Origin of the sequence: Ideonella aquatica, assembly GCF_018069755.1 — a bacterium.
Lineage (GTDB): Bacteria > Pseudomonadota > Gammaproteobacteria > Burkholderiales > Burkholderiaceae_C > Ideonella > Ideonella aquatica.
Genome location: NZ_JAGQDE010000001.1, coordinates 162,148 through 186,944 on the forward strand (window position 1 = coordinate 162,148; position 24,797 = coordinate 186,944).

General features: G+C 73.1%; 11 protein-coding genes. 2 read left to right on the forward strand and 9 right to left on the reverse strand.

Annotation, left to right across the window (positions count from 1 at the left end; genetic code table 11):
* Both KAK06_RS00800 and KAK06_RS00805 read left to right on the forward strand, forming a co-directional pair.
* The gene (locus KAK06_RS00800; protein ID WP_210799780.1) at positions 1 to 3,405 is read left to right on the forward strand and encodes a response regulator; all 3,405 of its coding nucleotides are present in this window, start codon (positions 1 to 3) and stop codon (positions 3,403 to 3,405) included.
* Positions 3,406 to 3,416: 11 nt separating this feature from the next.
* Positions 3,417 to 4,796 carry a PAS domain-containing sensor histidine kinase gene (locus KAK06_RS00805; RefSeq protein WP_210799781.1) on the forward strand — a complete coding sequence of 460 codons (1,380 nt, stop codon included), beginning with the start codon at positions 3,417 to 3,419 and terminating at the stop codon, positions 4,794 to 4,796.
* Here the strand turns inward: KAK06_RS00805 and KAK06_RS00810 are convergent.
* The 9 genes from KAK06_RS00810 to KAK06_RS00850 form a co-directional block, all read right to left on the reverse strand.
* Complete coding sequence (locus KAK06_RS00810; RefSeq protein ID WP_210799782.1) at positions 4,788 to 5,648, reverse strand: hypothetical protein; 861 nt, start codon at positions 5,646 to 5,648, stop codon at positions 4,788 to 4,790. The two genes, KAK06_RS00805 and KAK06_RS00810, sit on opposite strands and share 9 nt — an antisense overlap.
* Before the next feature lie 33 nt (positions 5,649 to 5,681).
* The gene (locus KAK06_RS00815; RefSeq protein ID WP_210799783.1) at positions 5,682 to 6,119 is read right to left on the reverse strand and encodes a hypothetical protein; all 438 of its coding nucleotides are present in this window, start codon (positions 6,117 to 6,119) and stop codon (positions 5,682 to 5,684) included.
* 92 nt (positions 6,120 to 6,211) lie between these two features.
* Entirely contained in the window at positions 6,212 to 13,135 is a 6,924-nt protein-coding gene (locus tag KAK06_RS00820; protein ID WP_210799784.1) for an eCIS core domain-containing protein, read from the reverse strand.
* 7 nt (positions 13,136 to 13,142) lie between these two features.
* Positions 13,143 to 16,457, reverse strand: coding sequence for a hypothetical protein (locus KAK06_RS00825; protein ID WP_210799785.1), 3,315 nt, complete (start codon positions 16,455 to 16,457; stop codon positions 13,143 to 13,145).
* 9 nt (positions 16,458 to 16,466) lie between these two features.
* Positions 16,467 to 17,786: a hypothetical protein gene (locus tag KAK06_RS00830; RefSeq protein WP_210799786.1), complete on the reverse strand. Its 1,320-nt coding sequence runs from the start codon at positions 17,784 to 17,786 to the stop codon at positions 16,467 to 16,469.
* Between the two features lie 13 nt (positions 17,787 to 17,799).
* A complete protein-coding gene (locus tag KAK06_RS00835; protein WP_210799787.1) occupies positions 17,800 to 19,167 on the reverse strand; it encodes a hypothetical protein in 1,368 nt (455 codons plus the stop codon).
* A 15-nt stretch (positions 19,168 to 19,182) separates the two neighbouring features.
* On the reverse strand, positions 19,183 to 21,225 hold the full coding sequence (locus tag KAK06_RS00840) for an ATP-binding protein (RefSeq protein ID WP_210799788.1): 2,043 nt from the start codon (positions 21,223 to 21,225) through the stop codon (positions 19,183 to 19,185).
* Entirely contained in the window at positions 21,215 to 22,666 is a 1,452-nt protein-coding gene (locus tag KAK06_RS00845; protein ID WP_210799789.1) for a hypothetical protein, read from the reverse strand. Before KAK06_RS00845 ends, KAK06_RS00840 begins: the two co-directional genes overlap by 11 nt.
* Positions 22,663 to 24,768, reverse strand: a complete 2,106-nt coding sequence (locus tag KAK06_RS00850) for a phage tail protein (RefSeq protein ID WP_210799790.1) — start codon at positions 24,766 to 24,768, stop codon at positions 22,663 to 22,665. Before KAK06_RS00850 ends, KAK06_RS00845 begins: the two co-directional genes overlap by 4 nt.
* Positions 24,769 to 24,797: the final 29 nt, after the last annotated feature.

A 24,797-nucleotide genomic window follows, 5' to 3' on the forward strand; every position in this document is an offset into this window, starting at 1 on the left:
GTGGACAGCGCCACCGCCCCTGTCCGGCGCCAGGCCACGCTGCGGCGCCTGGTGCCGCTGCTGCTGGCCGCTGGCCTGTGGGTGGCCTTGTCGGAGCGGCTGCTGATGCAGTGGGCGCCCGCGGCCGGACTGGCCACGCTGGCCCGCATCGGCGCCGGCCTGGTGCTGGCGCTGGGTGTGCTGTGGTGGCAGCGCCAGTCGCTGCTGGCGCCCACTGACGAGGTGGCGGGCGGGGCGCGCGCGCCCTGGGGCTGGTGGGCTGGCGTGCTGCTGCTCACGGCGCTGGGCGTGGCCGCCACCTTTGCCCAGCACCGCCGCACCGAGACCGCGCGGCTGCAGGCGATTGCCGACGCCAAGTCGGCGCAGGTGCATGACTGGCTGACCGAGCGTCTGCGCGGCCTGGGGCTGGCCGGGCGCCTGCTGGCGCAGGACCCGCGCCTGGCAGCCACCGGGGGCGACAGCGCCTCGCTCGAGCCGCTGCGCGCCCAGCTCGCCACGCTGGCTGACGGCCAGGGCTTCGACGCGGCGATGCTGCTGGCGGCCGACGGCCGGCTGCTGGTCGGCTGGGGGCCGCCGGCACTGCTGCAGCCGCTGCCGCGCGCGGACCAGGTGCGCGCGGTGATCGCCCGCGGCGAGGCCTCGCTGCTGTCCACCTCGACCGAGGGCAGCGGCCAGCCCTTGCTGGACCTGGCGGCCCCGCTGGACCACGGCGCCCCGCTGCTGTTGATGCGGGCCCGACCTGCGCGCCAGCTTCAGCAGTTGCTGTCAGGCTGGCCGGCGCCCACCACCAGCGGCGAGTCGGTGTTGTTCCGGCCCTTGTCGGGCGGCGTGCTCTACATCGCACGCTCGGGAGCCGACAGCAGCGGTGCGCCCACCTCGATCCAGGCCAGCGAGCTGCCGCAGGCGCTGTCGGTGCAGTTGCTGGCCGCGCCGCAGCGCCAGGGCGAGCTGCTGCGGGGTACGGATGGGAGCGGTCGGTCGGTGATGGGCGTGGGCCAGCCGGTGGGTCACACCGACTGGCTGCTGGTGGCCCAGGTCTCGCACGCGGAATTCCTGGACACCTTGGCTGGCGACCTGGCCTGGAACGTGATGGCTGGCGTCTTCGGCCTGGCCCTGGTGAGTGCGCTGCACTGGCAGCGCCAGCAGCGGCGCCAGCTGCAGGCCGCACGCCAGGCCGGCGCGCGCCAGCAGCGCCAGATCGAATCGCTGCGCGTGCTCAAGGCCTTGGCAGACAGCACCGACGACCTGGTCATCGCCCAGGATATCCAGGGGCGTTTCGTGCTGTTCAACGGCGCCGCCGAGCGGCTGACCGGGCGCAGCGCCGACCAGGTGCTGGGGCGTGACGAGCGTGTGGTCTTCCCGCCGCAGCAGGCGCAGCAGCTGATGCGCAGCGGCCAGCAGGTGCTGGCCGGTGGCGAGGTGCAGCATGTCGAGCAGCGCCTGGACACGGTGCAGGGCCCGCGGCTGTTCCAGCTCACCCGTGGCCCGCTGCGCGACGAGCGCGGCGGCGTCTTCGGCAGCTTTGGCATCGCGCGCGATGTGACCGAGCGCCAGCGCATGGTCGACGAGCTGGAGCACTACCGTGCCGGCCTGGAAGTCCGCGTGGCCGAGCGCACCGCCGAGCTGGCCGAGGCGCGCGAGCGCGCCGAGAGTGCCAACCGGGCCAAGAGCGCCTTCCTGGCCAACATGAGCCACGAGATCCGCACGCCGCTCAACGCCATCACCGGCCTGGTACGGCTGCTGCGCGACGCCCACCCCACCGATCAGCAGGCCGAGCGGCTGGGCCGCATCGAGCTGGCGGCCCAGCATCTGCTGGTGATCCTCAATGACGTGCTTGACCTGTCCAAGATCGAGGCCGACCGCCTGGACCTGGAGCCCACCGACTTCCTGCTCGACACCCTGGTCGACGACGTCCGGGGCCAGATCGCCGCGCAGGCCGGTGAGCGGGGCCTGCGCGTGCATGTCGAGCTGCAGCCGCCCGGGCAATGGCTGCGCGGCGATGCGGTGCGCCTGCGCCAGGCGCTGCTCAACTACGCCGCCAATGCGGTCAAGTTCACCGAGCGGGGCCACATCGCGCTGCGGGCCGGTGTGGTGCGCGAGGACGGCGATCGGCGCCTGCTGCGCTTCGAGGTCGAGGACACCGGCATCGGTCTGAGCGAGGACAGCCTGTCGCGCCTGTTCACGCCCTTTGAACAGGGTGATGCGTCCACCACCCGGCGCCATGGCGGCACCGGCCTGGGCCTGGTCATCACGCGCCGCCTGGCGGGCCTGATGGGCGGTGATGCCGGCGCCGAGAGCCAACTGGGCGCCGGCAGCCGCTTCTGGTTCACCGCCTGGGTCGAGCAGGGACGGCCGGTGCCAGCGGTGCCCGCGCGCCAGGTGGCACCGCCGGCCGACCGCCTGCGCGCGCGCCGTATGCCGGCGCGGGTGCTGCTGGTCGACGACAACGCCGTCAGCCTGGAGGTGCTGCGCGAACTGTTGGCCAGCGTCGGTCTGCAGGTGATCACCGCCGTCGATGGTGCCCAGGCCGTGCAGCAGGTGCAGACCCAGCCGGTGGACCTGGTCCTGATGGACCTGCAGATGCCGGTGATGGACGGCTACAGTGCGACGCGCGAGATCCGCCGCCTGCCGGGCTTGGGCGCGCTGCCGATCGTTGCACTGAGCGCCAATGCCTACGACCACGACCAGCGTGAGAGCGCGCGGGCCGGCATGAACGGCTTCATTGGCAAGCCGATCGACCCTGATCAGCTCTACGAAGCGGTGCTGACCTGGTTGCCCGACGAGGGGCACTCGCCCGCGGTCGCGTCAGCGCCATCGGGGTCTGCCCCGCCAGAGTGGCTGGTGCCGCTGGCCGGTGACACCCTGCTGGACGTGCAGCGCGGTCTGCGCCTGGTCAACGGCGACGCCCGACGCTACCGCGAGGTGCTGTCGATCTTCGCGCGCACCCATGGCGCCGATGCCCAGACCTTGCGCACACTGCCGCCCGATGATCCGCTGTGGCGGCGCACGGTGCACGGGCTGCGCGGTGCGGCCGGTGCCGTCGGCGCCATGGCCTTGGCTCAGGCGCTGCGCAGCGCCGAGAAGGACCCGTCGGCCCAGGCCCCCGTGGCCGTGGCCCGGCTGGAGGGGCTGCTGAACGCGCTGGCGCAGGCCTTGCAGCGCAGTGCCGACGACGAGCCGGCGGCGGCGCTGCCCCCCGCGCAGCCGGTTGATCAGCTGCTGGCCGACTGGCTGCCCCTGCTGCGCCAAGGCGAGCTGGCGGCCTCCTCCTGGGCCAGCGCCCACCACCCGGCCCTGGCGGCTGCGCTGGGCCGCCCGCTGGCCGATGCACTGCGCGACCTGGCCACCCGCTTCGACTACGATGGCGTCCTGGTCCTGCTGCAGCAGCAGGGCCACCTTGAATGAGCTTGGCCGGCATGCACGACGACCTACATCCGCCCACCCACGCCGGCCAGGCCCTGCGCGTGCCGATGGCGCCGCCCGAACTCGAAGGCGTGGACGAGTCCACCTGGCTGGATGTGATCCAGAAGATGGACGAGGTCTACTCGCAGCTGGTGGCCGACGAGATTGCGCTGGAGCAGAAGAACACCGAGCTCGAGCGCAGCCAGCAGTTCATCTTCAGCCTGCTGTCGGCCATGAGCGACGTGCTGGCCGCCTGCAACGAAGCCGGCCAGATCGAGGAAACCAATGCCGCGCTGTGCGAGCTGGTGGGCCGCAGCGAGGCCCAGCTGCGCGGCAGCGCGCTGGCCGCGCTGATGGCCGACGATGCCAGCGCCGCGCGCATCCGCCACGTGCTGGAGACGCCGGCGCTGCAGCGCGGCGGCACGGTGGTCGAGGTCGAGCTGCAGGGCGAGGCCGGCCAGCGTGTGCCGGTGGACTTCAACTGCTCGCCGCGCCTGGATGCCGATGGCCGGCGGGTCGGCCTGGTCTTTGTCGGCCGGCCGATGGGCGAGCTCAAGCGCGCCTACCACCAGTTGCGCGAGGCCCACGAGGCGCTCAAGCGCACCCAGCAGCAGCTGCTGCATTCCGAGAAGATGGCCTCGCTGGGCCGGCTGGTGGCCGGCGTGGCGCACGAGCTGAACAACCCGATCAGCTTCGTGCTGGGCAATGTCCACGCCATGCGCCGCTACAGCGAGCGCCTGCGCCAGTACCTGGGTGCCATCCATGGCGGCGCCAGCCGCGAGCAGCAGGACGAGCTGCGCGCGCAGCTGCGCATCGACCACGTGCTGGCCGATCTGCCCTCGTTGATGGAGGGCATGCTGGAGGGCGCACACCGCACCGCCGACATCGTCAACGGCCTCAAGCGCTTCTCGGCGGTGGACCGCGAGGAGCGTGTCGAGGTCGACCTCGGCGGTGTCGTCGAGCGTGCCATCCACTGGGTGCGCAAGGGCACGGCGCCGGTCTTCCAGGTCGACTGGCCGGGCGGCGAGCCCTGCAGCGTGATGGGCAGCCCGGGCCAGTTGCTGCAGGTGGTGATGAACCTGGTGCAGAACGCCTACGACGCGGCCAGCAGCCGCAGCGGCGTGGTGCCAGGCCTGCGTGCCTCACTGCAGCGCGAGGACGGCCAGGCCGTGCTGCGTCTGCGCGACAACGGCCCGGGCATCGCGCCCGAGCATTTGCACCGCATCTTCGATCCCTTTTTCACCACCAAGCCGGTGGGCAAGGGCACCGGCCTGGGCCTGTCGATCAGCTACGGCATCGTCGAGCAGCACGGCGGCTCGCTCAGTGCCGACAACCACCCTGAGGGCGGCGCGGTGTTCACGCTGCGGCTGCCGCTGGCGGGGCCATCAACGTGAGGCCGGGATCGCCTCGTCACCGGGGTTGGCGGACCACACGGTCAGCGTGAGGTGCCGCGCCATGCGCGAGCCATCCTCGGAGCTCGACCATGCCCGGTCAGCGGCCAGCAGCAGGTGACCGTTGTCGAGCCACCGGGTGGGCACGGCCAGCACGGACCCCAGGGCCAGCAGCCTGCCGCGAGCATCCGGGTTGCCCTCGACGGCTTGCTGCTGAGCGAGCACTTCCTGCGCCTGCGCGTTCCGGCGCAGCAGGGGGTCGCGCACCTGGGTGGAGGGCGGCGTCAGCGTCAACTCCCAACGGCAACCCGCCTGCGTGGTCGAGTTCAGTGAACAGCCCGGCAGCAGGATCGTGCTGCTGTGAATGTTCTGCTGGAGCTGTCCGTTCAGGCGCTGCTGCCAGACCCCGTGGATGGGCAGCTCCAGCTTGATCGCTGCGACCAGCCCCTCGCCGAGCGCATAGTCCCCGGGTGCGACGATGTGGGCCACGAGCGGCTGCCCCGGCGTTCGGGCTGTGGGCCATTCGGCGCGCATGGACAAGGTCTCCTGCATGCTGACGCCGTCGCCACTCACCTGCGTGGTTGCTTCGCCCTGCACGCTGCCCTCGAAGCTGCTGCGGGCAGACGGGTCCTGCTGGTAGACCGCCCTCGGACCCGCGGGGCCCTGCCGCGTCATGGGCGTGCGCAGGTGCAGATGCGCCTTCAACTGGCTGGAACCCAGTGGGCTCGTGACGTGATCGGTCAGGTCGATGAGGGCGTGCAGGACCACCGGGGTGCCAGTGGCTGCCAGCGCCGGACCGGCGAGCAGCCAGGCGGCCAGGGGCAGGGCGACAGCGCGCAGCACGGCAGAAGTCATCAGAGCGTCGCGGGCAAGGCTGTATTCCGGGCGTCAAGGGCGCTGCACGCGCACCGTGGCGCGGTAGTCCGACAGGATCTGGGCGGACGCACTCGGGTGGGCGGGCTCCAGGGCCAGCAGCGAGAACCGGTAGCCCTGGAACTCGGCGTTGCTGGGGAGCTCCGGCAAGCCGGGCGGTGTGTGCAGTCGAATCTCCGCGCCCATGCCGGCCTGCGTCACCCCGATGCTGAGCACTGCATAGCCGGCCCAGAGACAGGCGATGCCCACCGGGCAGCGGTGGTCCTCGACCGCCAGCAGGGACAGGCGCAGGCCATCAGGTCCCTCCACCGGGGCTGCCGACAACACCAGCACGCTGTCAGCCGCGCCGGCTGGCGCCGTCAGGCCGGCGCCCAGTGCTGTGCCAGCGCTGACCCACAGCAGGCCCGCGACGAGGGCGCGGACAGGCGACAGTGCTGAGCTCTGGACGGACATGGCTGGGAGGCGTGATGGGCAGGTGCGCCAAGCCTACCAGCTTGGACAACTTCCCAGAACAACCGCCCAGAACAACTGCCTAGAACAACTGCCTAGAACAACTGCCGCCCCAACTCGCCCAGCAAGGCCTCGGGGTCGATCTCGGGGACCTCGAATTCAATGTCCTCGGTCGAGACGCTGAAGGGCTCGCCCTCGCGGTAGCGCAGCGGGAAGCGCACGCCGAAGGCGTAGTCGGCGCCGACCTCGCAGGCCGCCAATTCCCAGGTCTGCTCGTACAGGCTGGCGCCCAGCACGCTGACATCCACATAGCCCGAGACATCGAAGCGAAAGCGCGGCGCCGCGCGCACCGAGGCTTCGGCGTCAATCTGCAGGCCCTGCGAGGGCATCCAGTCGACATGCACGCTGGCCTCGGCCGCGCCCGCAATGCCCAGGCTGCCCCCCAGCTCCAGCCCGCCGGTGGCGCTGGCGCCGGTGATGCCCAGGCCGATGCCGGCGCGCGCGCCCAGGCGCAGCCCGGCGTCGGCCGGCACCGACAAGTGGGCGTCGCCGGTGACGTGGGTGTTCTCTTCATGGTCGGGGCTGTACTCGATGGCGATGCGCGCCTCGTCCAGTACGCCCGGGCCGATGCCGGCGTTGGCGCGCAGGTTGCCACCCACCTCGGCGACGATGCCCGGCACGATCGGGATCTGCGTGGACAGCGAGAACAGCGAACGGTCGATCGCCTGCCGAGAGAACAGCTCCAGTGTGTCCGGCAGCGCGATCTCGCCACTGATCGTGCACTCGCCGGCTGGCGAGAAGCGGATGCCGGCCGTGCCTTGCAGCCACGGCGCCAGCTGCAGCGTGGCCGAGCCACCGCCGTAGACGATCAGCGGCGCGCCAGGCTCGGGCGGGCCATTGGGCTGGCCCGCGGCGTCGAGCGTGCGGTTGGTGAGGCCGAGCTCGGCCGTGCCTGACAGCATGCCACGCTCGAAGGCGCCGCTGAACGAGGCGTCGAAGGCACCGTCGTCGTAGCGCACCTGCAGCGTCGAGTCGACGCCGGGCAGGGCGGGCTCGGCCGTGCCGCTGGCCGTGACCCGCCAGCGCCCATCGGTCTGGCTTAGCGTGACGTCCACCGCGCCCGAGCGGATCGCCGGGTTGGCTTCCAGCGCCAGCCGGCCGCCGATCAGCAGACCGGTGTCCTCGCCGTAACCCACCTGCAGCGCGGCCTGGCGCACCCCGGGGATCTCGGGGTCGACACTGCCGTCGGCGCTGAATCGGCCCTCGGCCCAGGCCAGGTGCAGCTGGGCCGCACGGATGCCACGCACCTTGCCTGGCGTGTCGATGCCCACGTCGCCGTCCAGGCTCAGCTGCGCGTCTCGGTAGGCCATGGCCACATGGGCGCGGTCGAACAGCGCGCTGTCCAGATCAAAGCCGCCTTCCAGCGCGAAGCCGCCGCCAGTGGACGCCGTTGCGCCCAGGTGACCGCTGCCCAGGCGGTCGACCGAGAACTCGGCGCGGCCCTCCAACCCCAGGCCGCTGCGCTGGCCGTAGAACACCGTCAGGTCGCAGGCGTCCAGGTGGAAGGGTGCGGGCAGGCGCAGCTCGTCCATGGAGAAGCTCTTGTAGACCTGCGCCTCGGCACCGTTCAGGCGGATGCGAATGTCGGCGTCGGCGATCAGCGGCAGCGTGGGCAGCACGCGGCCCTCGCCCACCAGCCCGGCGCGGCTGAGCGTGACCTCGTCCATCTCGATCGGGCTCATCCCCGGCAGACGCAGGCTGTTGCGAACGCCCATGTGCACGCTGGCCGGGTCCACAAAGCCGGCATTCAGCCCGGGCACGCGCCGGACCAGCCAGGACTGCGCCGGGTAGTCGGGCGGCACGCCCATGCCGGCGGCGCGCGCGGCGCCGCTGCGCGCCTTCAACACGTCCACGCTGAGCGTGCCCAAGGTGTCGGGTGCGCCGCCGGGCGCGGCCGGGCTCCACGACAGCAGGTCGACGCGCGGCAGCCAGTCGCGCCGCGCCGAGGCCACCGAGGGCAGCGGCTCGCCCCCGGACACCGAGGCAAACAACACCGGCGCGCCGCCACGGCCCAGGCGGGTGCGCTCGGTGGGGCTCATCGGGCGCAGCATCGCGGCGGCCTCGCCATCGATGATCGCCTGCTTGGACCAGAAGCGGCTGCCGTTGGCCGAGCCATCGTGCGGCAGGGTCCAGCGGATCGCAGAGAAGCTCACGCGGTGGCTGTTCTTGACCTGTCGCCAGGCGGTGGGTGCAGGCAGGCCGCTGGCTGCCGGATTGGCGTCGCGCAGGGCCTGCAGACCGCCTTGCACGGTCTCACGGATTTCGTCGGCGATCGCCCGTCCGGCGCCCATGTTGGCGCTGGCCTCGAGCAGCTCGTAGTTGCTGTCGGTGTCGCTGCCGTCGAGCTGCATCTCGCGCACATGGTCGACCTGGAAGGTGCTGCCGTGGCCCTGGCGGTCCCAGATCGGCAGCTCCAGCCGCGGCCGCAGCGTGTCCTCGGCGCCGAAGAGCAGGAAGCTGGGGCTGCGATCCAGCGTCAGGAAGTAGACCGTCTGGCCGCTGCTGTCGTCGCTGGCGCCCTGGGCGCGGGCGGCGGCGGTCAGGTCGTTCAGCTGGGTCTGCGCCGCGCCCTGCACCGCGCCGCGCCACAGCGTGGTCTGGTCGGTGGGTGGCCGGCTGCCCTGACGCACTGGCAGCGGCAGCGGGAACAGGCCGCTGTTGCGCTGCTTCAGCGCCGGCAGACGCAGTGTCGGCAGACTCAACTGGCGGTTCGCCGGATCGGTCTGGATCTGCGTGCCGGCATAGGGGCCCGAGCCCACGCTGTAGCTCTGGCCGGCACTGGCCACGGTGGCGGACGCGCTGCTGGCGGTGGTGGCCTGGCGCGCCACCTCTGGCGGCCGCGGGCCTGTCTGCTGCACCACATGGGCCAGTTCGTGCGCCAGCAGGGCTCGGCCGGTTTCGGTGTCGGGCCGGTACTCGCCGGGTGCAAAGGCGATGTGCTGGCCCACCGTGAAGGCATGGGCCGAGAGCTGCTCGGCCTCGCGCTGGGCGCCCGGGCTGGTGTGGATCTGCACGCGCGACAAGTCGGTGCCCAGGCGCTGCTCGAAGTAGCCGCGCGTGGCCAGGTCCAGCGGCTGGCCACTGCCCAGGCGCTGGGTCAGGCCCTCGTCCACCGGCGGTGGGGGTTGGTCGGGCGCCGCCGGGGCGCCGCCGCGGGGCTTGCGCTGGACCTGCGGGTTGTTCTGGCGCGGCGCGTCGCTGCGGTGGTCCACCTTGGGCGGCGCGCTGTCGCCCATCAGCACACCCTGGATCGCGTCGCCGTCGAGCTTGGGCGTTTCAACCTTGATGGCCTGCGACGGGTTGCTGGGCGTGATCTTGCCGCTCTTGGAGTTGTAGCCCAGCTGTCCACTGGCGTGGATGCCCACCGGCAGCTGGTAGTTGGCCTCGGCCAGGGTCCAGTCCTTGGACCAGACCGTGACGGTGTCCACCAGCAGATTCAGGCGGGCCGCGACCTGGCCGAACAGGCGGAACTTCAAGGCCGGCGCCACGTCCAGGTTCATCGCCCCCTTGAGGTCCAGCCCCTCGGCCTGGCTGTAGCTGAAGTCGACCTGCGCATCCAGCACCGGCTTGTCCTTGGGGATGCCCACCGAGGCTTCGGCGCCCACGCTGCCCACCAGCTCGGCCACCGCGGCGCCAAAGATCAGGTTGACCGCCGCGCTGGCGCTGAAGCCGGCATCGGCAAAGACCTTGAAGCTGCCGCCGCCGGTGAACTTCATCGTCGACAGCACCGCGGTGGCAGGGTCGAACTCCTCCACGTTCAGCGTGATGCCCGCCAGCTTGCCGGGCCCCACCGCGGCATGCGCCTTCATCGTCAGCGAGGCCGAGAAGGTCACGCCCACGCTGACCGAGCCCACCGAGAAGCCCAGGCCCGGCAGCGGCACCGGCGGTGTCGAGAAGCGCTTGTTCAGGAATTCACCGCCATCGGCCGGGTACTGGCCGAAGACCTCGAAGGGCGCCACTGCCAGGCCACCGCCCACCCGCACCGAGCCATCCTCCAGCAGGCGCAGCTTGAGCGTGCCGTCGAGCTTGTTCTTGATCAGCGTGGCGCGCAGATCGCCCTCGCCCGCGGCCTTGAAATGCTCGCCGCCCTCGCCACTGGGTTGGCCGGCCGCATCCAGGCTGGCGGCGTTGGTGACGGCCACCGTGACCTTGCCATCGAGCAGGCCGTCGCCATAGCGGAATTGCACGCCGCCGCGCACCAGCACCACGCCCTTGGCGTAGCGGGCCTCGATCTGGCCCTTGGCACCACCGGGCAGCTTGGGCGTGGCCTGGCCGCTGCCCGAGAGCTCCCAGGCCTCGCCGGCGCGGTCGAGCTTCATCGTCAGCGAGCCGCTTTCGATGCCGGGCAGGCCCTCGAAGTCGCCCTTGCCGCTGATGCTGAAGTGCTCGGCGTCGGCAAAGTTGATGCCCACGCTGAAGGCCTTGACGCCGGGGATGCTGGTCTCGGCCTGGCCGTCGAGGGTGAAGACCTGGTCCTCCAGCTTGGCCTCGATGCGCGCCTTCTTGATGCCCTTGATCTTCTGGTCGGTGATCTCCAGCGTGGCGCTGCCGCTGAAGTGGCCGGTCTCGCCCGACTTCTCGTAGCTGGCCTTCAGCTCGGCCTGGCCGTCGAAGAGCCTCTTGTCAAAGGTGAAGCTGCCCGCCACCAGGAAGCTGTCCATGCGGCCCTTGCCACTGAGCGTGCCCTCGCCCAGGCGCGGGATCTCGTAGCCCATCACGCCGCTGACCGAGAAGCCGCTGGCCGAGCTCATCGCCACCGTCAGGCTGCCCGAGGTGGGCTTGAACGGCCCGGGCAGTTTCAGCTCGCCGCTGTAAAAGGTCTTGGACAGCGTGAAGGTCTTGCCGCTGACCTCGAAGTCGATCGGCCCGCCCAGCAAGGGAATGCTGGGATCGATGTGACCGGTGATCACCAGACCGGTGCCCGGCTCGATGTCGACCTCCTCGACGATCACCGGGCTGGTCTGCGGCACCGGCGTCTGGGTCTTCAGGTCATTGACGATCTTGGTGCGCAGGCCATCGACACTGATGAAGCCGGCATGCTGCAGGCCCTTGGAGAGCTTGCGGATCGGTACCGCTGCCGGGCTGTAGTTCGGGAAGCGCGGCAGCGCCAGCTTCATCGAGATCGAGCCCAGCTGGTCGCCGCTGCCCGGGTTCAGCGTGAAGTCGGCCAGCGTGAAGCCGGGGATCCAGTCGGCTGGCAGGCCGCTGGCAGGCTGGCCGTTCTTCAGCGGGATCTTGCGCGGCTGGCCGCCGCGCTGGCTGGGGTAGAGCACCAGCAGGTCGGGGCCGCCGAAGAAATCGGTCTTGTCGACACTGGATGGCCAGGCCTTGACGCGGCCGCTGTCGGTGCTGGCATCCGGGTCGTAGAGCGTGATGCCGTCGAGCGCCCCCAGCTTGTTGATCGCATCGATCGTCCAGCAGGAGGAATCGCCGGGGCCGCCGCCATTGGCGAAGTCGGAGAAGACAAAGCGGTAGGCCGGGTTGGCGCGGATCTTGTCCGGGTCGCCGTTCTCCTTGTCCTTGACCAGCTTGAGCTTCTCGGTGATGTCGGCATCGATGTCGCGGCCCGAGGCCTGGTTGGCCTTGCTGTCGCGCAGCTCCAGGTTCGTCGCGTTGTCCATCGGCGCGCCACCGATCTGCAACTCGATCACATGGTCGATGTCGTGGGTGTTGGGCGAACCGTCGAGCGTCCATTTGGGCAACTGCATGAGGCGGCCCAGTTCCTTGGCCTCGCCGACCAGCAGCGCCGCATTGCCGGCCTCCAGCCGGGTCTTCTTGGGCACGGCGGCGTAGATGGCGCCGTCGCGCAGGCCGGCGCCGGTGGCGAACTGTGTGCGGGCCGTGGCGGTCGCCGTGTTCCAGTGCGACTTGTGCTTCGAGCCCGCGGTGCTGCGGCTGTAGTTGGCCGGGCGGGTGAATGTCTTGCCGCTGTAGCGGTCGTATTTGAAGCCGGGGACCTTGATGCCCTTGATCTCGATGTCGTTGCTGCTGCCGCCGGCCGGCGCCGTGCCGGCCGGCTGGCGCATCAGCATGCGTGCCAGGCTGCCGTTTTGCTGCACCACGTGGGCCAGCTCGTGGGCCAGCAGGCGCTTGCCGTCGTCGCTGCCCGGCTCGTACTGGCCGCTGGAAAAGACGATGTCACGGCCGAAGGTGAAGGCGCGCGCGTCCACCTGCCGGGCGGCCTGGTCCGCGCTGGCGTCAGTGTGTACGCGCACCTGGGACAGATCGGCCTGCAGCCGCTGCTCGAAGAAGGCGCGGGTCTGGGCGTCGAGTGGCTGGCCGCTGCCCAGCTGCTGTGTGAAGTCGGCCGGCACGCTGAGCCGGCCGGCAGCGTCACGGCGCGCGTCGCCGTGGGTCTCGGGGCGCTTGTCGCGGGCGATCTCCGGCCCGCTGCCGCCGCCTTGCGTGGCCAGGCCGCCACGCGTTCCTTCGGTGGTGGCGGGCTGGGCGTGGCCGGCGGGGACCGGGGCTGGACGCTGCGCGTTGCGGGCATCGGGCCGGCGCGGCGCCTGCGCGGCGGAGCCGGCAGCGGTGGCGGCGGGCGCACGGGCCACGACCGGCGCTTCGGCGCGCGGGTCGGGTCTGGCGTCGGCAGCGGATGGCGCCGCCGCCGACGGCGTGGCCATGCGCATCACCCGGTCGGCCACCGCGTCGGCCTCGCGTTCCACCGAGTCGCCCGGCTCGCTGACCGCCAGCTTGGCGCGCACCGCCAGTCGGTCGACGCGGCCGGCCTGTTCGCCCGGCCCGGCCTGCCCCGGTGTGGTCGGCGGCTTGCGCGTGCCCTGGCCCGGCGTGGCGGCGCTGTCGGGCTTGTTCGGTCCCTGGGCCTTGGCCGGGGTCTGTGCGCTGGTGCTGGCAGCGGGCGCCTTGGCCGAGGCACCCGCGGCGTCACCCGCGGCCTTGGTTGGGGGCGGCGGTGCGGGCTTCTTGCCCTCAGGGACCGGCGGCGCGCTGGCCATGGCGGCGTCAGTCGATGCGGTTGACCCGCACGCCGACCAGGCTGGCGCCGAAGACCTGGTCTTCGAGCGACGCTGCGGTGACCTCGGCCGAGCCAACCTCGTTGAGGCTGGCTGGCTGCTGGCTGGCGGCCAGCAGGGCGCTGATCGCCAGCCCATGGTCGTCCTTCGGCACCACGCCCTCGGGGGCGGCCGGTGCCGAGACCAGGAAGTGGTTGAGCACGTAGTTCGCCACCAGCTCGTCCTCGCCCTGGATCTCGGTGATGGCCTCCTTCAGCATGGCCTGTCCTGCCTCGGTGAGTTGACCTCCGGACACCGGTACCAGCCTGCTCAGCGCGGGGTTGGTCGCGCTGTCCAGCGTGGCCTTCCAGCCCGCGTCGGCGCCGGCACTCTGGTAGATCCGCAGCAGCTCGCTGAGCTGACCTGACGCCATGACGATCACGCGGTGCAGGTGCTGGCTCACCGCAGCGGGCATCGTCACCACCAGCAGGCCACCGTCGTAGGCGCTGTCGCCCAACAGGCCGGGCGGCGGCTCGATCGCATGAACCCGGTCGCTGCCGGGCGGCGGCATCTCGGTCAGTGTGCTGATCTGCTCAAGCATGTGGCGCAGGCGCATGTGGTTCTGCCAGCCCTGGCCGCGGGTGGGCGAGCCTTCCCAGACCCGGCCGATCGCCACCCGGGCGTCGGGCTGGGCGGCGGTCCACATGGCCAGCACCCGCGCCGCGCTCTCATCGGCGTAGGCGCTCTGGTCGCGGTAGTGCAGCAGGCCCACGCGGGCGGGCTTGAAGGTCTGCAGCAGCGCGTCGTTGCCGGTGTCGATCGCCTGTGTGAACAGCTCCAGCGACTTCTCGTCGGCCAGCTTCAGGTGCCACACCTGGAAGGTCTCGGTCTGGTCCTGCAGCGTGGCCGCGGGTGGCGCGCACAGGCAGTGGCGGGCCCGGCGGAACATCACCCAGTCCTGGGTGGCGCGCGCCAGTGGCAGCGTGCTGGGGCCCAGCGCCGGGAACAGGCGCTCGCGCAGGCGCAGCAGCAGGCCGCTGTCCTGGTTGACCTCGGCCACATGGCTGAGGCCGGTCAGGGCCTCGGCACCCAGCGTCGAGGTGCTGGCCGGCGCGGCCGGCAGCGCATCCAGCGCAACCAGGCGCAGCTCGAAGGACTGGCCCTGGACGGTGGCCTTGATGCTCAGGTCGGCGTGCAGCGGGTCGCCGTCCCAGTCGACCGCCAACTGGCCATTGCTGTCGTCCAGCACCGGGCCGTCCAGCAGGAACAGGCCGGTGCGGCCGTCGCCATGGCGGACCAGGGTCAGCGTGTAGCGCACGGGCACGGTCTTGGTGATGCTGCCCGCCGCCGCGGTGACGATGGCATCGATCTGCACCAGGCACTCACGCGCGCCCGCATCGCGCGCCCGGCTGGCCAGGACGGTCAGCTGGCCGCTGACCCGCAGTTCGGCCCCCACCGCGCCCAGACCCGCCGCCCCCTCGGCGCGCAGCTCGGCGGTGGCGCCTACCGACAGCGCGAAAGGATCGCGCGAGAGGTCGCCGGCAAGGACCCCCGAGACCCGGGTCAGCGCCTGGGTCTGCGGGTTGACGACGCTGATCGTGGCCACCGCGGTCAGGCCGACGCTGCCATCGGGCCGGGCCTCGGTGCGCGTCAGGCCTTCGATGTCTGGGCTTTGCGGCGCGGTGCTCTGGGTGCCGCCAAAGGCCTTGGTCTGGCCCTGGCTGCGGAAGGCCGCGGCCTGCTTCAAAGCCTCCTGCGCATGGACCTGCACGGACTTGGCGTCAAAGCCGCCGGTCTTCTCCGGCGGCACCTTGCCCAGCATGCCCACCCAGTCGAAGGGCAGCGTGATGCTGGTGCGCCACCACAGCCCGGGCTGCAGCGCCTGGCCGGGCAGCACCAGGCCGTCGGGCAGGAAGACCTCGACCGCCTCGGGCTGCGTGGGGTCGTCCAGGCCGCGGGTCAGCGAGATGCGCTGCAGGTGCTGCGCCTGCTCCAGCAGATGGCCGATCTCGTCGCTGCGCACGCCGTGCAGGGTCAGGTTCACGCCTTCACCAAACAGGCGCTCGAGCTGCTCGCGGGCGTTGTCGCCCGGCTGCACCGGCAGGTAGCCGGCCGGAGGCAGCTGCAGGAAGCCGGCCTTGATCAGCATGCGCTGGGTGGGCAGCGCGTTGCCGCCCTGGTCCAGTTCGGCCAGCTTGGACTGCAGCTCGCCCAGGTCGGCAAAGGCCACCCCCAGGTCATTGGTGACCAGCTTGTACTCGGCGGTGGTGGGTCGGCGCTCCATGCGGTAGAGCGCCTGCTTGGCGCTCTCGGCGTAGCGCTGCAGCAGACCATCGAGCCGGGTGCGGGCCTGGCCCAGCGCATCACGCAGACGCAGGCAGTCATCCTCGGGCAGGATCACCGGCTGGCCGGGCTCGAACAGGCCCGAGAGCTGGCACTGGAACTGCAGCACCTGGGCCAGGAAGGCGTTCCAGGGGCGCATGCCCATGCGGCCCTGCCAGTAGCCGCGCGCGCCGCTGTCCATGCGCTCGCGGCGGGCGCTCCAGGCGTCCAGCCGGGCCACGCCGGCATCGCGCCACAGCAGGCCCAGTGGCACCTCGTCGCCGCCGGGCAACTGGGCCGGCGCGCACCACACGCCGCTGGACAGGCCGGCTGCCGACAACAGCGAGGCCGGCTGCCCGGGCTCGGCGGCGAAGAAGGCCGAGGCGATGCGGTTGCGCAGGTGCACCAGCGAGGGCATGACCGCCTGGCTGCCGGGCAGGTTCAGCGTCAGCCGGCGCAGCCGCAGCACCAGGCCTTCGCGCCAGTACGGCCGGCGCGAATCCGTGGCGCAGGCGGTCTCACAGAGCTTGCCGTAGACCGCCTCGTTGCCGCACAGGCCCTGCACCGGGCCGACGGTGATGACCCAGATCTGCAGCGGGTCGGTCAGCGCCTGGCCGGGCGCGGCCTGCAGGCAGTTGCCGAAGGCCTCGCGTGCGGTGACCGACTCGGGCTGGGCGGTGCCCATCAAGGCCGTCAGCGCTGCGCCCACCTCGCTGCTGCCCTGCACCAGATCGCCGTCGGGCGTGATCGCTAGGCCAGGGCCCAGACGCAGCTCGCTGCCCTGCAGCCGCACCGCAAAGCCTTCGACCACGCCGTGGCCACCGGCCCGGTTGGCCAGGCGCAGCGCCTGGCGGTGGTAGTCCTGCTCCAGCGTCAGCGCGCTGGCGCGCAGGTACTGGCCGTCAAAGTAGTGCAGCCGCGTCAGCGGGCCATTCGCGGCGATGAAAACCACGCCATCGCTGGCGCTGAGTTCGACGACGTCGCTGTCCGGGGTGGTGGCCATGGCGGGTCCTCAGAGGGTGATGGTGGTGGAAAGGTCGCGCCCCTGGCCGTCCGGGCCCAGGGCTCCGGCCGGGATCAGCGTGGCGCCCAGCAGCGGCTGCGGGCCGCTGCCGATGACGGTGGCGCGCAGCAGCGCGCCGGTGGGCAGGCGGTCCAGGCCCAGCGTCACCGTGGGGCCGGCGGGCGCGGCCTCGTCATACAACGGTGCGGCCAGCGTGAAGGCCTGCCAGCCGGTCGTCGGGTCGAATTCGCTGACCTGGAAGGCGCCATCCAGGCTGGCCGGCGCCAGCGCCTGGGTGAAGACCAGTTGCAGGTCCTGGCCGATCAGCGTGGGACCCTGGCGCGCCAGCGCCGGGCCGGCCGAGACCGGCATGGCCGGCGGCTCGGCCAGCAGCAGGGCCTGCAGCGCTGCGGTGGGCAGCAGGCTGTCACGCAGGCCCAGCTCGATCGCGCCAACGCTGGCATGCGCACCGTCGGCGTCCTGCCACAGGTGGACATCGCGCAGCAGGGCCAGCGGCAGCGCGGCCCAGTCGGGATCGGCCACGGCGCTGTCGGGTGGCTTCGGCGCGGCCGAGTCCTCGGCGGCCACGCTGCGCGCCAGCACCTCGCGCAGCAGCGCAGCGCGGGCGGCTGGCTGCTCGTCGCGCGCAAGCGTCTGCACCTGGGCGTAGGCGGCGATCAGCCAGGCGTCGTCGGGCAGCGGCTGGCCGTCCTCATCCAGCCGGGGTTCGTCCAGTGTCAGCCACATGCGCAGCAGGTGGTGGCTGGGCGTTGCAGGGGCGGGCTCGGTCGCCGGCGCCAGTGACAGGCGCACCGTCTCGCAGACGCGGGCGTAGGCGATGTCCGAGCCGTCACCCGCACAGGGATCGGCCAGCGCCGGCACCGGGCGGTCCAGGCAGGTGGCGTAGGTGGCGCGCAGCGCCAGTGTCAGCCAGGCGTTGCGCGGGTCGACATCGCCCCAGCGCAGTGCGAAATCCGGCAGGGCCTGCTGTGCCGCCCACCAGGCCGGCAGGCTCAGGCACTGAGCCATCTCCAGCGCCAGGTCGCGACCCAGGCGATCGATCGCCAGACCGGGCGAGACGCGCAGCTCATCGCCGCGCTCGCCATGGGTCTGCACCGCGAAACCGGCCACCACGCCGCTGCCGTGCAGGGCGCGCTGGTGGCGGCGCTGGCGGCCGACGTGAAAGCCCTGCTCGGCGCGGAAGTCCTCGACGCCGAGCAGCATGCCGAAGTGGTAGTTCGGCGCGCACTGCGGGTTGTCGGGCAGGGCGCTGTCGCAGCCGCCGCTGCCGCCGCATCCGCAACCGCAGGAGGAGTTGCTGGCACTCATCGCGGCATCTCCTTCAGACGGGTGCCACGCTGCGGGCCAGGCTGCTGGCGCGCGCCGGCAGACCGCCTTGCTCAGCCGCCAGGCGGGCGGCGGCGTGCAGCGCCGCCTGGCGCGTCGCGCGGGCGGCGCGGTGGGCCTGCACCTCGGTCTCCAGCGCGCTGACCAGGGTGGCTTCGGCGCTGCTCACGGCCGCCACCAGGGTGGCCGCTGGCGTGGTCAGTGCGCCCAGCCGGGCCAGGGCCTCGTCCAGCCGCTCCAGTGCGGCCCACAGGGTGTCGGGGACGCTGGCGAACCAGGTCTCCAGCGTGGCCTGCTCGGCCGCGGAGATGGCGCTGATCGCGTTGTCGCGGGCCAGGGCCTTGGCGTCCAGGGCGCTGCGCTCGGCCGCCAGCAGACCGCTGTCCAGGGCAGCGCGCGAGGCGCCGGGCTGCGCCACCATGGCCGCGTGCCATGCCAGCTCGTAGGCCTGGAGGGCGTCGCGCCACTGCGCGCTGGCGTCGTCGGCCGCGGTGAGCTTGGCCAGCGCCGTCTCGCGGGCGCTCTTGCGCGCGGGATCGTGCAGCCGCTCGCGCTGTGCGGCCGTCAACACCGGGTAGCGTCCGGCGCCGGGGTCGGCGGCGGGCAGCGCGGCCAGCTGGGCCAGCGCGGCTGACTGGGCGGCCAGCACCGCCGCGCCGCCGCCGGCCGCCATGCCCAGTGCGGCCAGTGCCGAGTCGAGGCCGCGCTGCGCCAGCGCCACTGCGCTGTCCGAGGCGCTGCGCGCCGTGGCCTCGGCGCTGGCGGTCAGGGCTGCCGATTGCACGGCCAGCGCGCGGCGGGCGCGCACCCGCTTGAGGAAGTGCTTGGCCGCGGTGCCGTGGCTGGGGAACTCGCCCTCGATGCGGGCGCGGGCGGTGCTTTCGTGGTCGGTCAGGGCCTGGGCCGCGTCGGTGGCCAGGGTGCCCGCCAGCAGCGCATCGATCGCCTGCTGGCGGGTGTCCTGATCGGCTTGTGCGCGTTGCACGGCGCGGTGCGCGACGTCGCGCTCCGCCTGCAGCACGCCGCGCCAGGCGCCTTGGCGATCGGACTCGGCCTGCGCGGCCGCGGCGTCCTGGCTGGCCTGTGCGGCGGCGGCACGGGCGCGGGCCTGGCCGGCGCGGGCGGCCTCGATCGCGGCCAGCAGCGGCTCACTGTCGCCGGGCATCGCAATCGCGGCCAGCGCACGGCGCGCGGCTTCGTCGGCGGCGGTGTGCTGGCTGAGCGCCTGGCTGGCGGCGGCCAGCCGGCTGCGGGCGTCCTGCAGCGCGGCCTGGGCCTGCGCGGCGTCGGCCTGCAGGCTGAGCAGCGCGGCGTCCAGCCAGGTGCGCTCGTCGGTCCAGTACTGCAGCAGGGTGGTGGCCATGGTCAGGTCCTCCGGTCAGGGGCGGTGCAGGGTGGGGGTGGCGGCGTCGTCCGCCGGCCACGGGTGGTGAGCGGGCACGCCGGGGTGGGCGCGGCCGGCCTTGTCGTACTCGCGCTCGATCGCGGCGAGGAAATGGCGCTGGTGGATCGTCCGTCCGGCGGCAGCGGCCAGGAAGGCGGCGGCCAGCGCGGCGTTCTTGATCTGCGCGCCCGAGATGGCGTACCAGTCGGCCAGCTCGGCCAGGTCGACATCGGCCGCCAGCGGTGCCCGCGACGGCAGGTGCAGGCGCCACAGCGCGAGGCGGGCGGCTGCGTCGGGCTCGGGGAACTCGACGATGTACTCGAAGCGGCGCGAGAAGGCGCTGTCGAGGTTGCTGCGCAGGTTGGTGGTGAGCACCGCGATGCCCTGGTAGCGCTCCAGGCGCTGCAGCAGGTAGGCGGTCTCCAGGTTGGCGTAGCGGTCGTGGGCGTCGGCGGTCTCGGTGCGCTTGGCGAACAGCGCATCGGCCTCGTCAAACAGCAGCAGCGCGCGAGAGCGCTCGGCCAGGTCGAAGACGGCGGCCAGGTTCTTCTCGGTCTCGCCAATCCACTTGGACACCAGGCTGGCCAGATCAATCACCAGCATCTCCACGCCCAGCGCACGCGCCATGACCTCGGCGGCCAGCGTCTTGCCGGTGCCCGGTGTGCCGCAGAACAGCGTGCGCACGCCGCGCCGCTCGCTGCGGCCCTGGGCGAAGCCCCAGTCGTCGAGCACGGTGATCTGCTGCAGCACGCGGCGCACGGCGGAGTGCAGCTGGGCGCGCTGCGCGTCGGGCAGCAGCAGTTGGTCCCAGCCTGCTTGCGGCGCCACGCGCTGCACGCCGGGCCGCGCCGAGAAGGGCGTGCGGGCGCGGATGCAGGCGCCGATCTCGTCCAGCGGCAGCGGCGCCTCGGCCAGCGACTGGCGCAGACCGAGGTCGCGCACCACGTCGCGGGCCTCGTCGGGCTCGACCGGGTAGCGCGCCGCCAGCAGGCCGGCCTGCTCGCCGAGCTGCGGCAGCAGTTGCTGCCACAGGCTGCGGCGAGCGGTGGCAGGCAGCGGCTGCAGGTCCAGGCGCAGCTGCGGCAGGCCGAGGTCGGGCAACTGGCGCTCGCTGCGCGCACTGGCCAGCACGCTGCCCGGCGGGCCGGGCAGTGGCCAGGGGCTCAGGGCCTCGGGCGCTGGCTCGTCGTGGCGGGCCTCCAGCCACAGCGCGTCGCCCAGCAGCAGGGCCAGCCCGCGGGTGGCGGCGGCATCGGTGGCGTCGGAGCCTTCCAGTGCCAGGCCCATGGCCGAGACACCGGCGGCGCCCAGCAGGGCGCGCACACGGGTGGCGCGCATCGTGGCGTCGCCGCCCAGCAGCAGGATCTGGCACGGCAGGCCGCGCGCCAGCGCACGCACCGCCTGTTGTACCGCGCCGCTGTCCAGCCATTCCTGCAGGCCGGGCACCTGGGTGTAGCCGGCCACGCGGCTGGCGCGGGCCAGCTTCGGCGGGTGGCCCATCAGGGCCTCCCAGACACCCGGGCCGGGCAGCAGCTCGCGGCCCTGCCATGGGCCGCCGCCAGCCAGCCGCACCAGGCCCAGCGAGGCCAGCGGCGCATGCAGCAGCAGCGCCTCCACCGCATCGCGCAGCGCCATCGGGTCGCTGCCCTGTGGCGCGCTGTGCTCCAGCGCCTGCAGCGCGAGCTGGGCGGTGGGGGCGGCGCCGCCCAGCGGGTGCAGCGGGCGGCACAGCGCCGCGAAGCCCTCGTGGGCCAGCGGCAGGCAGGCGATCAGCAGCAACTCGGTCAGCAGCGTCGCGGTGGTCGGCTGGTCCACCTGCGCCAGCAGCGACAGCGGGTGCGCGGGCGGCAGTGTCTGGTGCGGCCCGAGCGAATGGGCAAAGCGGTGGGCAAAGTCGATCGCGGCCAGCCAGTGGGCCCGCGCTGCGGCGTCGGGCTCGCTGTCGCAGGACGCGCGCAGGCTGTCGGCCACCCGCAGGCCTGCGGCGGCCAGCGCGCGGCGGGTGGACAGGCGCAGCGCCGTCAGATCAGGCGTCATAACGGATCCTCAGCACGCAGGCCAGCGGGGTGATCCAGCCGGGGTCCAGGTCCAGGCCCAGCCGGCGCACGCGCAGGTCGACGCTGTCGAGCGGCAGGTGCAGCTCGATCCAGCCCGGCTCGATCAGCAGCCAGCCGGCGCGGCGGCACACCGCCGCCACGCGCGGCGCCGGCAGATCCGGTGCCGCCTGGGCCAACCAGGCCTCCCAGGCGACGGCCTGCTCGTTGGCCAGCGCGTGCAGCACGTCGTCGGGCTCGTCGTCCGGGCGCAGACCGCCGCAGAAGGCGGCCTGAACGGGGTCCTTGTCGGGCACGCCCAGCGCGCGGCCCAGGGCCAGCAGGTAGCTTGGCAGCGGTGCTTCGGCAGGCAAGCGCGTCAGGCCCGCGGCCACCGCGCGGGAGAGCCAGAACAGCAGCCCGCCATGCGCGGTGGCCAGGCGCTGCGCCGGCTCGGGCAGCTCGGGGCCGGGCGCGGTGAGGCGCGGCGGCGCGTCGCTGGGCTCGGCCGGGGGGCTTGTGGAGGTGTCTGGGCGGCGGGCCGCGCTGCGCGTGGCGGGCCGGTCCACCTCGGGCATGGCCAGGGGGGCAGGGTGGGGCTCGCGGCCCGGCGCGGCGGGCATCAGGTCGATCAGCGCCGCCTGCCAGTCGGCCCGGGCCTGCGCGGGCGTCCTGGCCCGGCCCTCGTGCCGCAGCGCGGCCAGCAGCGCGCCCAACAGCGCAGCATGGCGCTCGCGCAGCAGGGGTCGGTGGGCGGCCCACTGGCGAAGCTCGCGCGCCGCGGCCGTCTCGGCCACCGGCGTGAGGCTGCGCTCGGCTGCCGACACCGCCGCAGGCACCGCCTCGGACACCAGGCTCGCCCAGGGCGCGCTGGGCGGCGCCAGCACCAGCCAGCGCTGCCAGTCCTGCGGCGACAGCACGCGCAGCAGGGCGCTGAACGAGGCGCAGCGCGCTTCGCCGGCCAGCAGGCGGCGCAGCACCGGCCAGGCCAATGCGGGCTCGGCGGCCAGCGCAGCCAGGCCGCGTTGCAGCACCTCGTCGGGGTCCAGGTCCTCGCGCGGCAGCCAGCCCATGCGCTGCCAGGCCCAGTGGCGGCTGGGGTCGCGCTGGGCGGCGCGCATCAGCAGGTCGGCCAGCGCGGCGCGACGCTGCGCGAAGCGCAGCACATCGGCGTCGCCGCGCGCCACCGCCTGCGCTATCGCCTGCTCCAGCGCCTGTTCAAAGGCGGCGCCTGCCTCGTGGTCGCTGGGGTCGCCGCGCCAGCGCAGCGAGATCGGCAGGCGGCGGATCAGCAGCCAGGCCTCGTCATCGACCCAGCGGCGCGCCAGCGCCTCGCCGTCCAGCGCGGCCCACTGTGCACGCCAGTCGGACAGGCGCCGCGACGCCTCGTCGCGGTCGCCACGCCACCGCAGGTTCAGCAGGTCGATCTGCAGCGCATGGGTCACGGCGTGTCTCCCTGCAGCGCCGGCCGCCCCAGGATGAAGCCCGAGCCCAGCGCCGCCTGGCCGGCCACCGCCGGCTGGAAGCCACCACTGGCACCCAGCACGCTGCTCAGGCCGACATGCGCGCCCACGCCGGCGCGCAGGCCTCCGACGGCGTTGCACAGCGTGAAGGCGGTGTGAGCTGGCTTGTGTTGCTCCACCAGGCGCCGGGCGCAGGCCAGCTGCGCTTCGCTGAGCGCGGCCACGATGGTGACGGTGAATCGGTGCGCGAAATCGTCCTCGTCGGGCGGCATGGCGTCGGCGATCAGGCCCGGGCCAGGCTCGCCAATGCGCCCGCCGACCCGGTAGCCCGCACCCAGCACGGCCTGCGAGGCGATGCTGTCGGGGTTGCCCACCACGCCGCCGCCGCGCAGCCGGAAGTGCTCGACGATCAGCACCTGCGCGCCGGTCAGCAGCTCCAGCATGCGTTGCAGACTGGCCAGCGTGCCGCGGGTGCGCAGCAGCGGCGCCGCCTCCAGCAGCAGCCGACGCTGCACGGCCTCGGGCCAGCAGGGGTCGAGCACCAGGCTGACAAAACGCGCCAGCCAGGGCAGGGCGTCGGGCGGTGTGATGCGCGGGTCGAGCAGGCGGTGACGCAGCGCGCTGGTGCCGCCCCACTCATCAAGCAGCGCCGCGATCGGCGCCAGGTAGCGGTCCAGGAAGTCGCGCGCCGCCGGCTCGCGCCACAGCGTGCGCGGCAGCTGCTGCAGCAGCGCGTGGCCGGGCGACTCGACGCGCAGCCCGCGCAGGCGCGGGCTGCGCCCGCGCGTGCCTTCGAACTGCAGCACCAGCCACAGGTAGCGGCCGGGCGGCGCGATGACCGGCGCGTCGTGCAGCGAGAAGCCCTCGGCCGGCGCCGGCATCAGCGGCGGCTGCGAGGGATCGCGGAACAGGCTTTGCGGCGTGGCCTGCAACAGCACCGCGCAGGTGGCGGCACTGGGCGTGGGCGGCACGTCGTCGACCACCGGGGCCACTGGGTCCGGGTAGTCCAGGTCGTCGCGCGTGCAGGCCCACATGCGCAGTCGGGTGCCCGGCGGCAGGCAGGCTTCGACGACCACGCGGCCCCAGCGGGCCTGGTCCTCGCCCGCATCCAAGGCGATCGAGTAGAGCCAGCCGGCGCCCAGGTGCTCGGCGCGCGCCGGCGCGGCATGGCGCAGGCCACGCGCGGTCCAGGTGGCGACGCGGCCATCGGGCGCCCAGGCCAGGCCGCGACCGTCGTGGTGGGGCGCCACCAGGCCGGGCAGCGTGTGCGTCTCGCCCGGACCCACCTGCCAGCGCAGCAGCGGCTGGCCCGGCTGGCGCGACAGCACCAGCACATGCCAGCCGTCCTCGGACACCGTGGGCTCGACCAGCAGCGCGCCGCAGCCGGGCGCGGGCAACACCGCGCCGCCATGCAGCGGGTGCAGCTGCGCGCCGGCCTCGAAGGGCTGGGTCAGCACCCAGGCCAGTGGCCAGCCGCCCTGCGGCGGCCGTGGTCCCAGCGCCAGACGCCGCGCACCGGCCACCGCCGGCCAGGGGCTGCGCTGCGGCGCGTCGCAGGGGGCGAGCAGCCAGGTGCTGCCGTCGTCCAGCAGCGCCACCACGCGGCCATCGCCGGCCGCCAGGTCCAGCGGTGGGGCCGGCATCGGCAGGTGGCGCGCGATCTGCTGCTGCCAGGTATCGATCACCCACACCGCCTGGCCGGCCGGGTCGGCCAGGTAGAGGAAGTCGCCCTGGCCGGCGAGTGCGCCCAGGCTGGCCGGCAACCCGCCGGCCTGCACCTGCGGCGAGGGCTGCAGCGCATACCGCGTGGCAGCCTCCTCATGCACGCCCATGGCGTCGGTGCGGCCCCAGATGACCTGCTCGAGGCCGCCGTCCTCGCGCACATGGTGCAGGCGGCAGTGGCCGTCGAAGGCCAGCCCGGCGGGCGCGCGTGCCGGCCCGAGCGCGCCCTCGTCCAGCGGCGCCGACGGGCTGGCCAGCACCACGCTGCCGTCGGCCAGCAGCACCGTGTCGACCCGGTGGCAGGCCGACCACAGCGCATGGCCCTGCAGCGCACGCACGCCGGCGATCGCGGGCAGCTTCATCGCGCGCACTCCCGAGGGCGGGCCCAGCT

Excerpts from the sequence above, each read along its gene's own strand:
- KAK06_RS00835 (WP_210799787.1), bottom strand. The coding sequence starts at position 19,167 with ATGGCCACCACCCTGCTGCAGTACTGGACCGACGAGCGCACCTGGCTG.
- KAK06_RS00830 (WP_210799786.1), bottom strand. The coding sequence starts at position 17,786 with ATGAGTGCCAGCAACTCCTCCTGCGGTTGCGGATGCGGCGGCAGCGGC.
- KAK06_RS00840 (WP_210799788.1), bottom strand. The coding sequence starts at position 21,225 with ATGACGCCTGATCTGACGGCGCTGCGCCTGTCCACCCGCCGCGCGCTG.
- KAK06_RS00850 (WP_210799790.1), bottom strand. The coding sequence starts at position 24,768 with ATGAAGCTGCCCGCGATCGCCGGCGTGCGTGCGCTGCAGGGCCATGCG.
- KAK06_RS00820 (WP_210799784.1), bottom strand. The coding sequence starts at position 13,135 with ATGGCCAGCGCGCCGCCGGTCCCTGAGGGCAAGAAGCCCGCACCGCCG.
- KAK06_RS00815 (WP_210799783.1), bottom strand. The coding sequence starts at position 6,119 with ATGTCCGTCCAGAGCTCAGCACTGTCGCCTGTCCGCGCCCTCGTCGCG.
- KAK06_RS00805 (WP_210799781.1), top strand. The coding sequence starts at position 3,417 with ATGCACGACGACCTACATCCGCCCACCCACGCCGGCCAGGCCCTGCGC.
- KAK06_RS00810 (WP_210799782.1), bottom strand. The coding sequence starts at position 5,648 with ATGACTTCTGCCGTGCTGCGCGCTGTCGCCCTGCCCCTGGCCGCCTGG.
- KAK06_RS00825 (WP_210799785.1), bottom strand. The coding sequence starts at position 16,457 with ATGGCCACCACCCCGGACAGCGACGTCGTCGAACTCAGCGCCAGCGAT.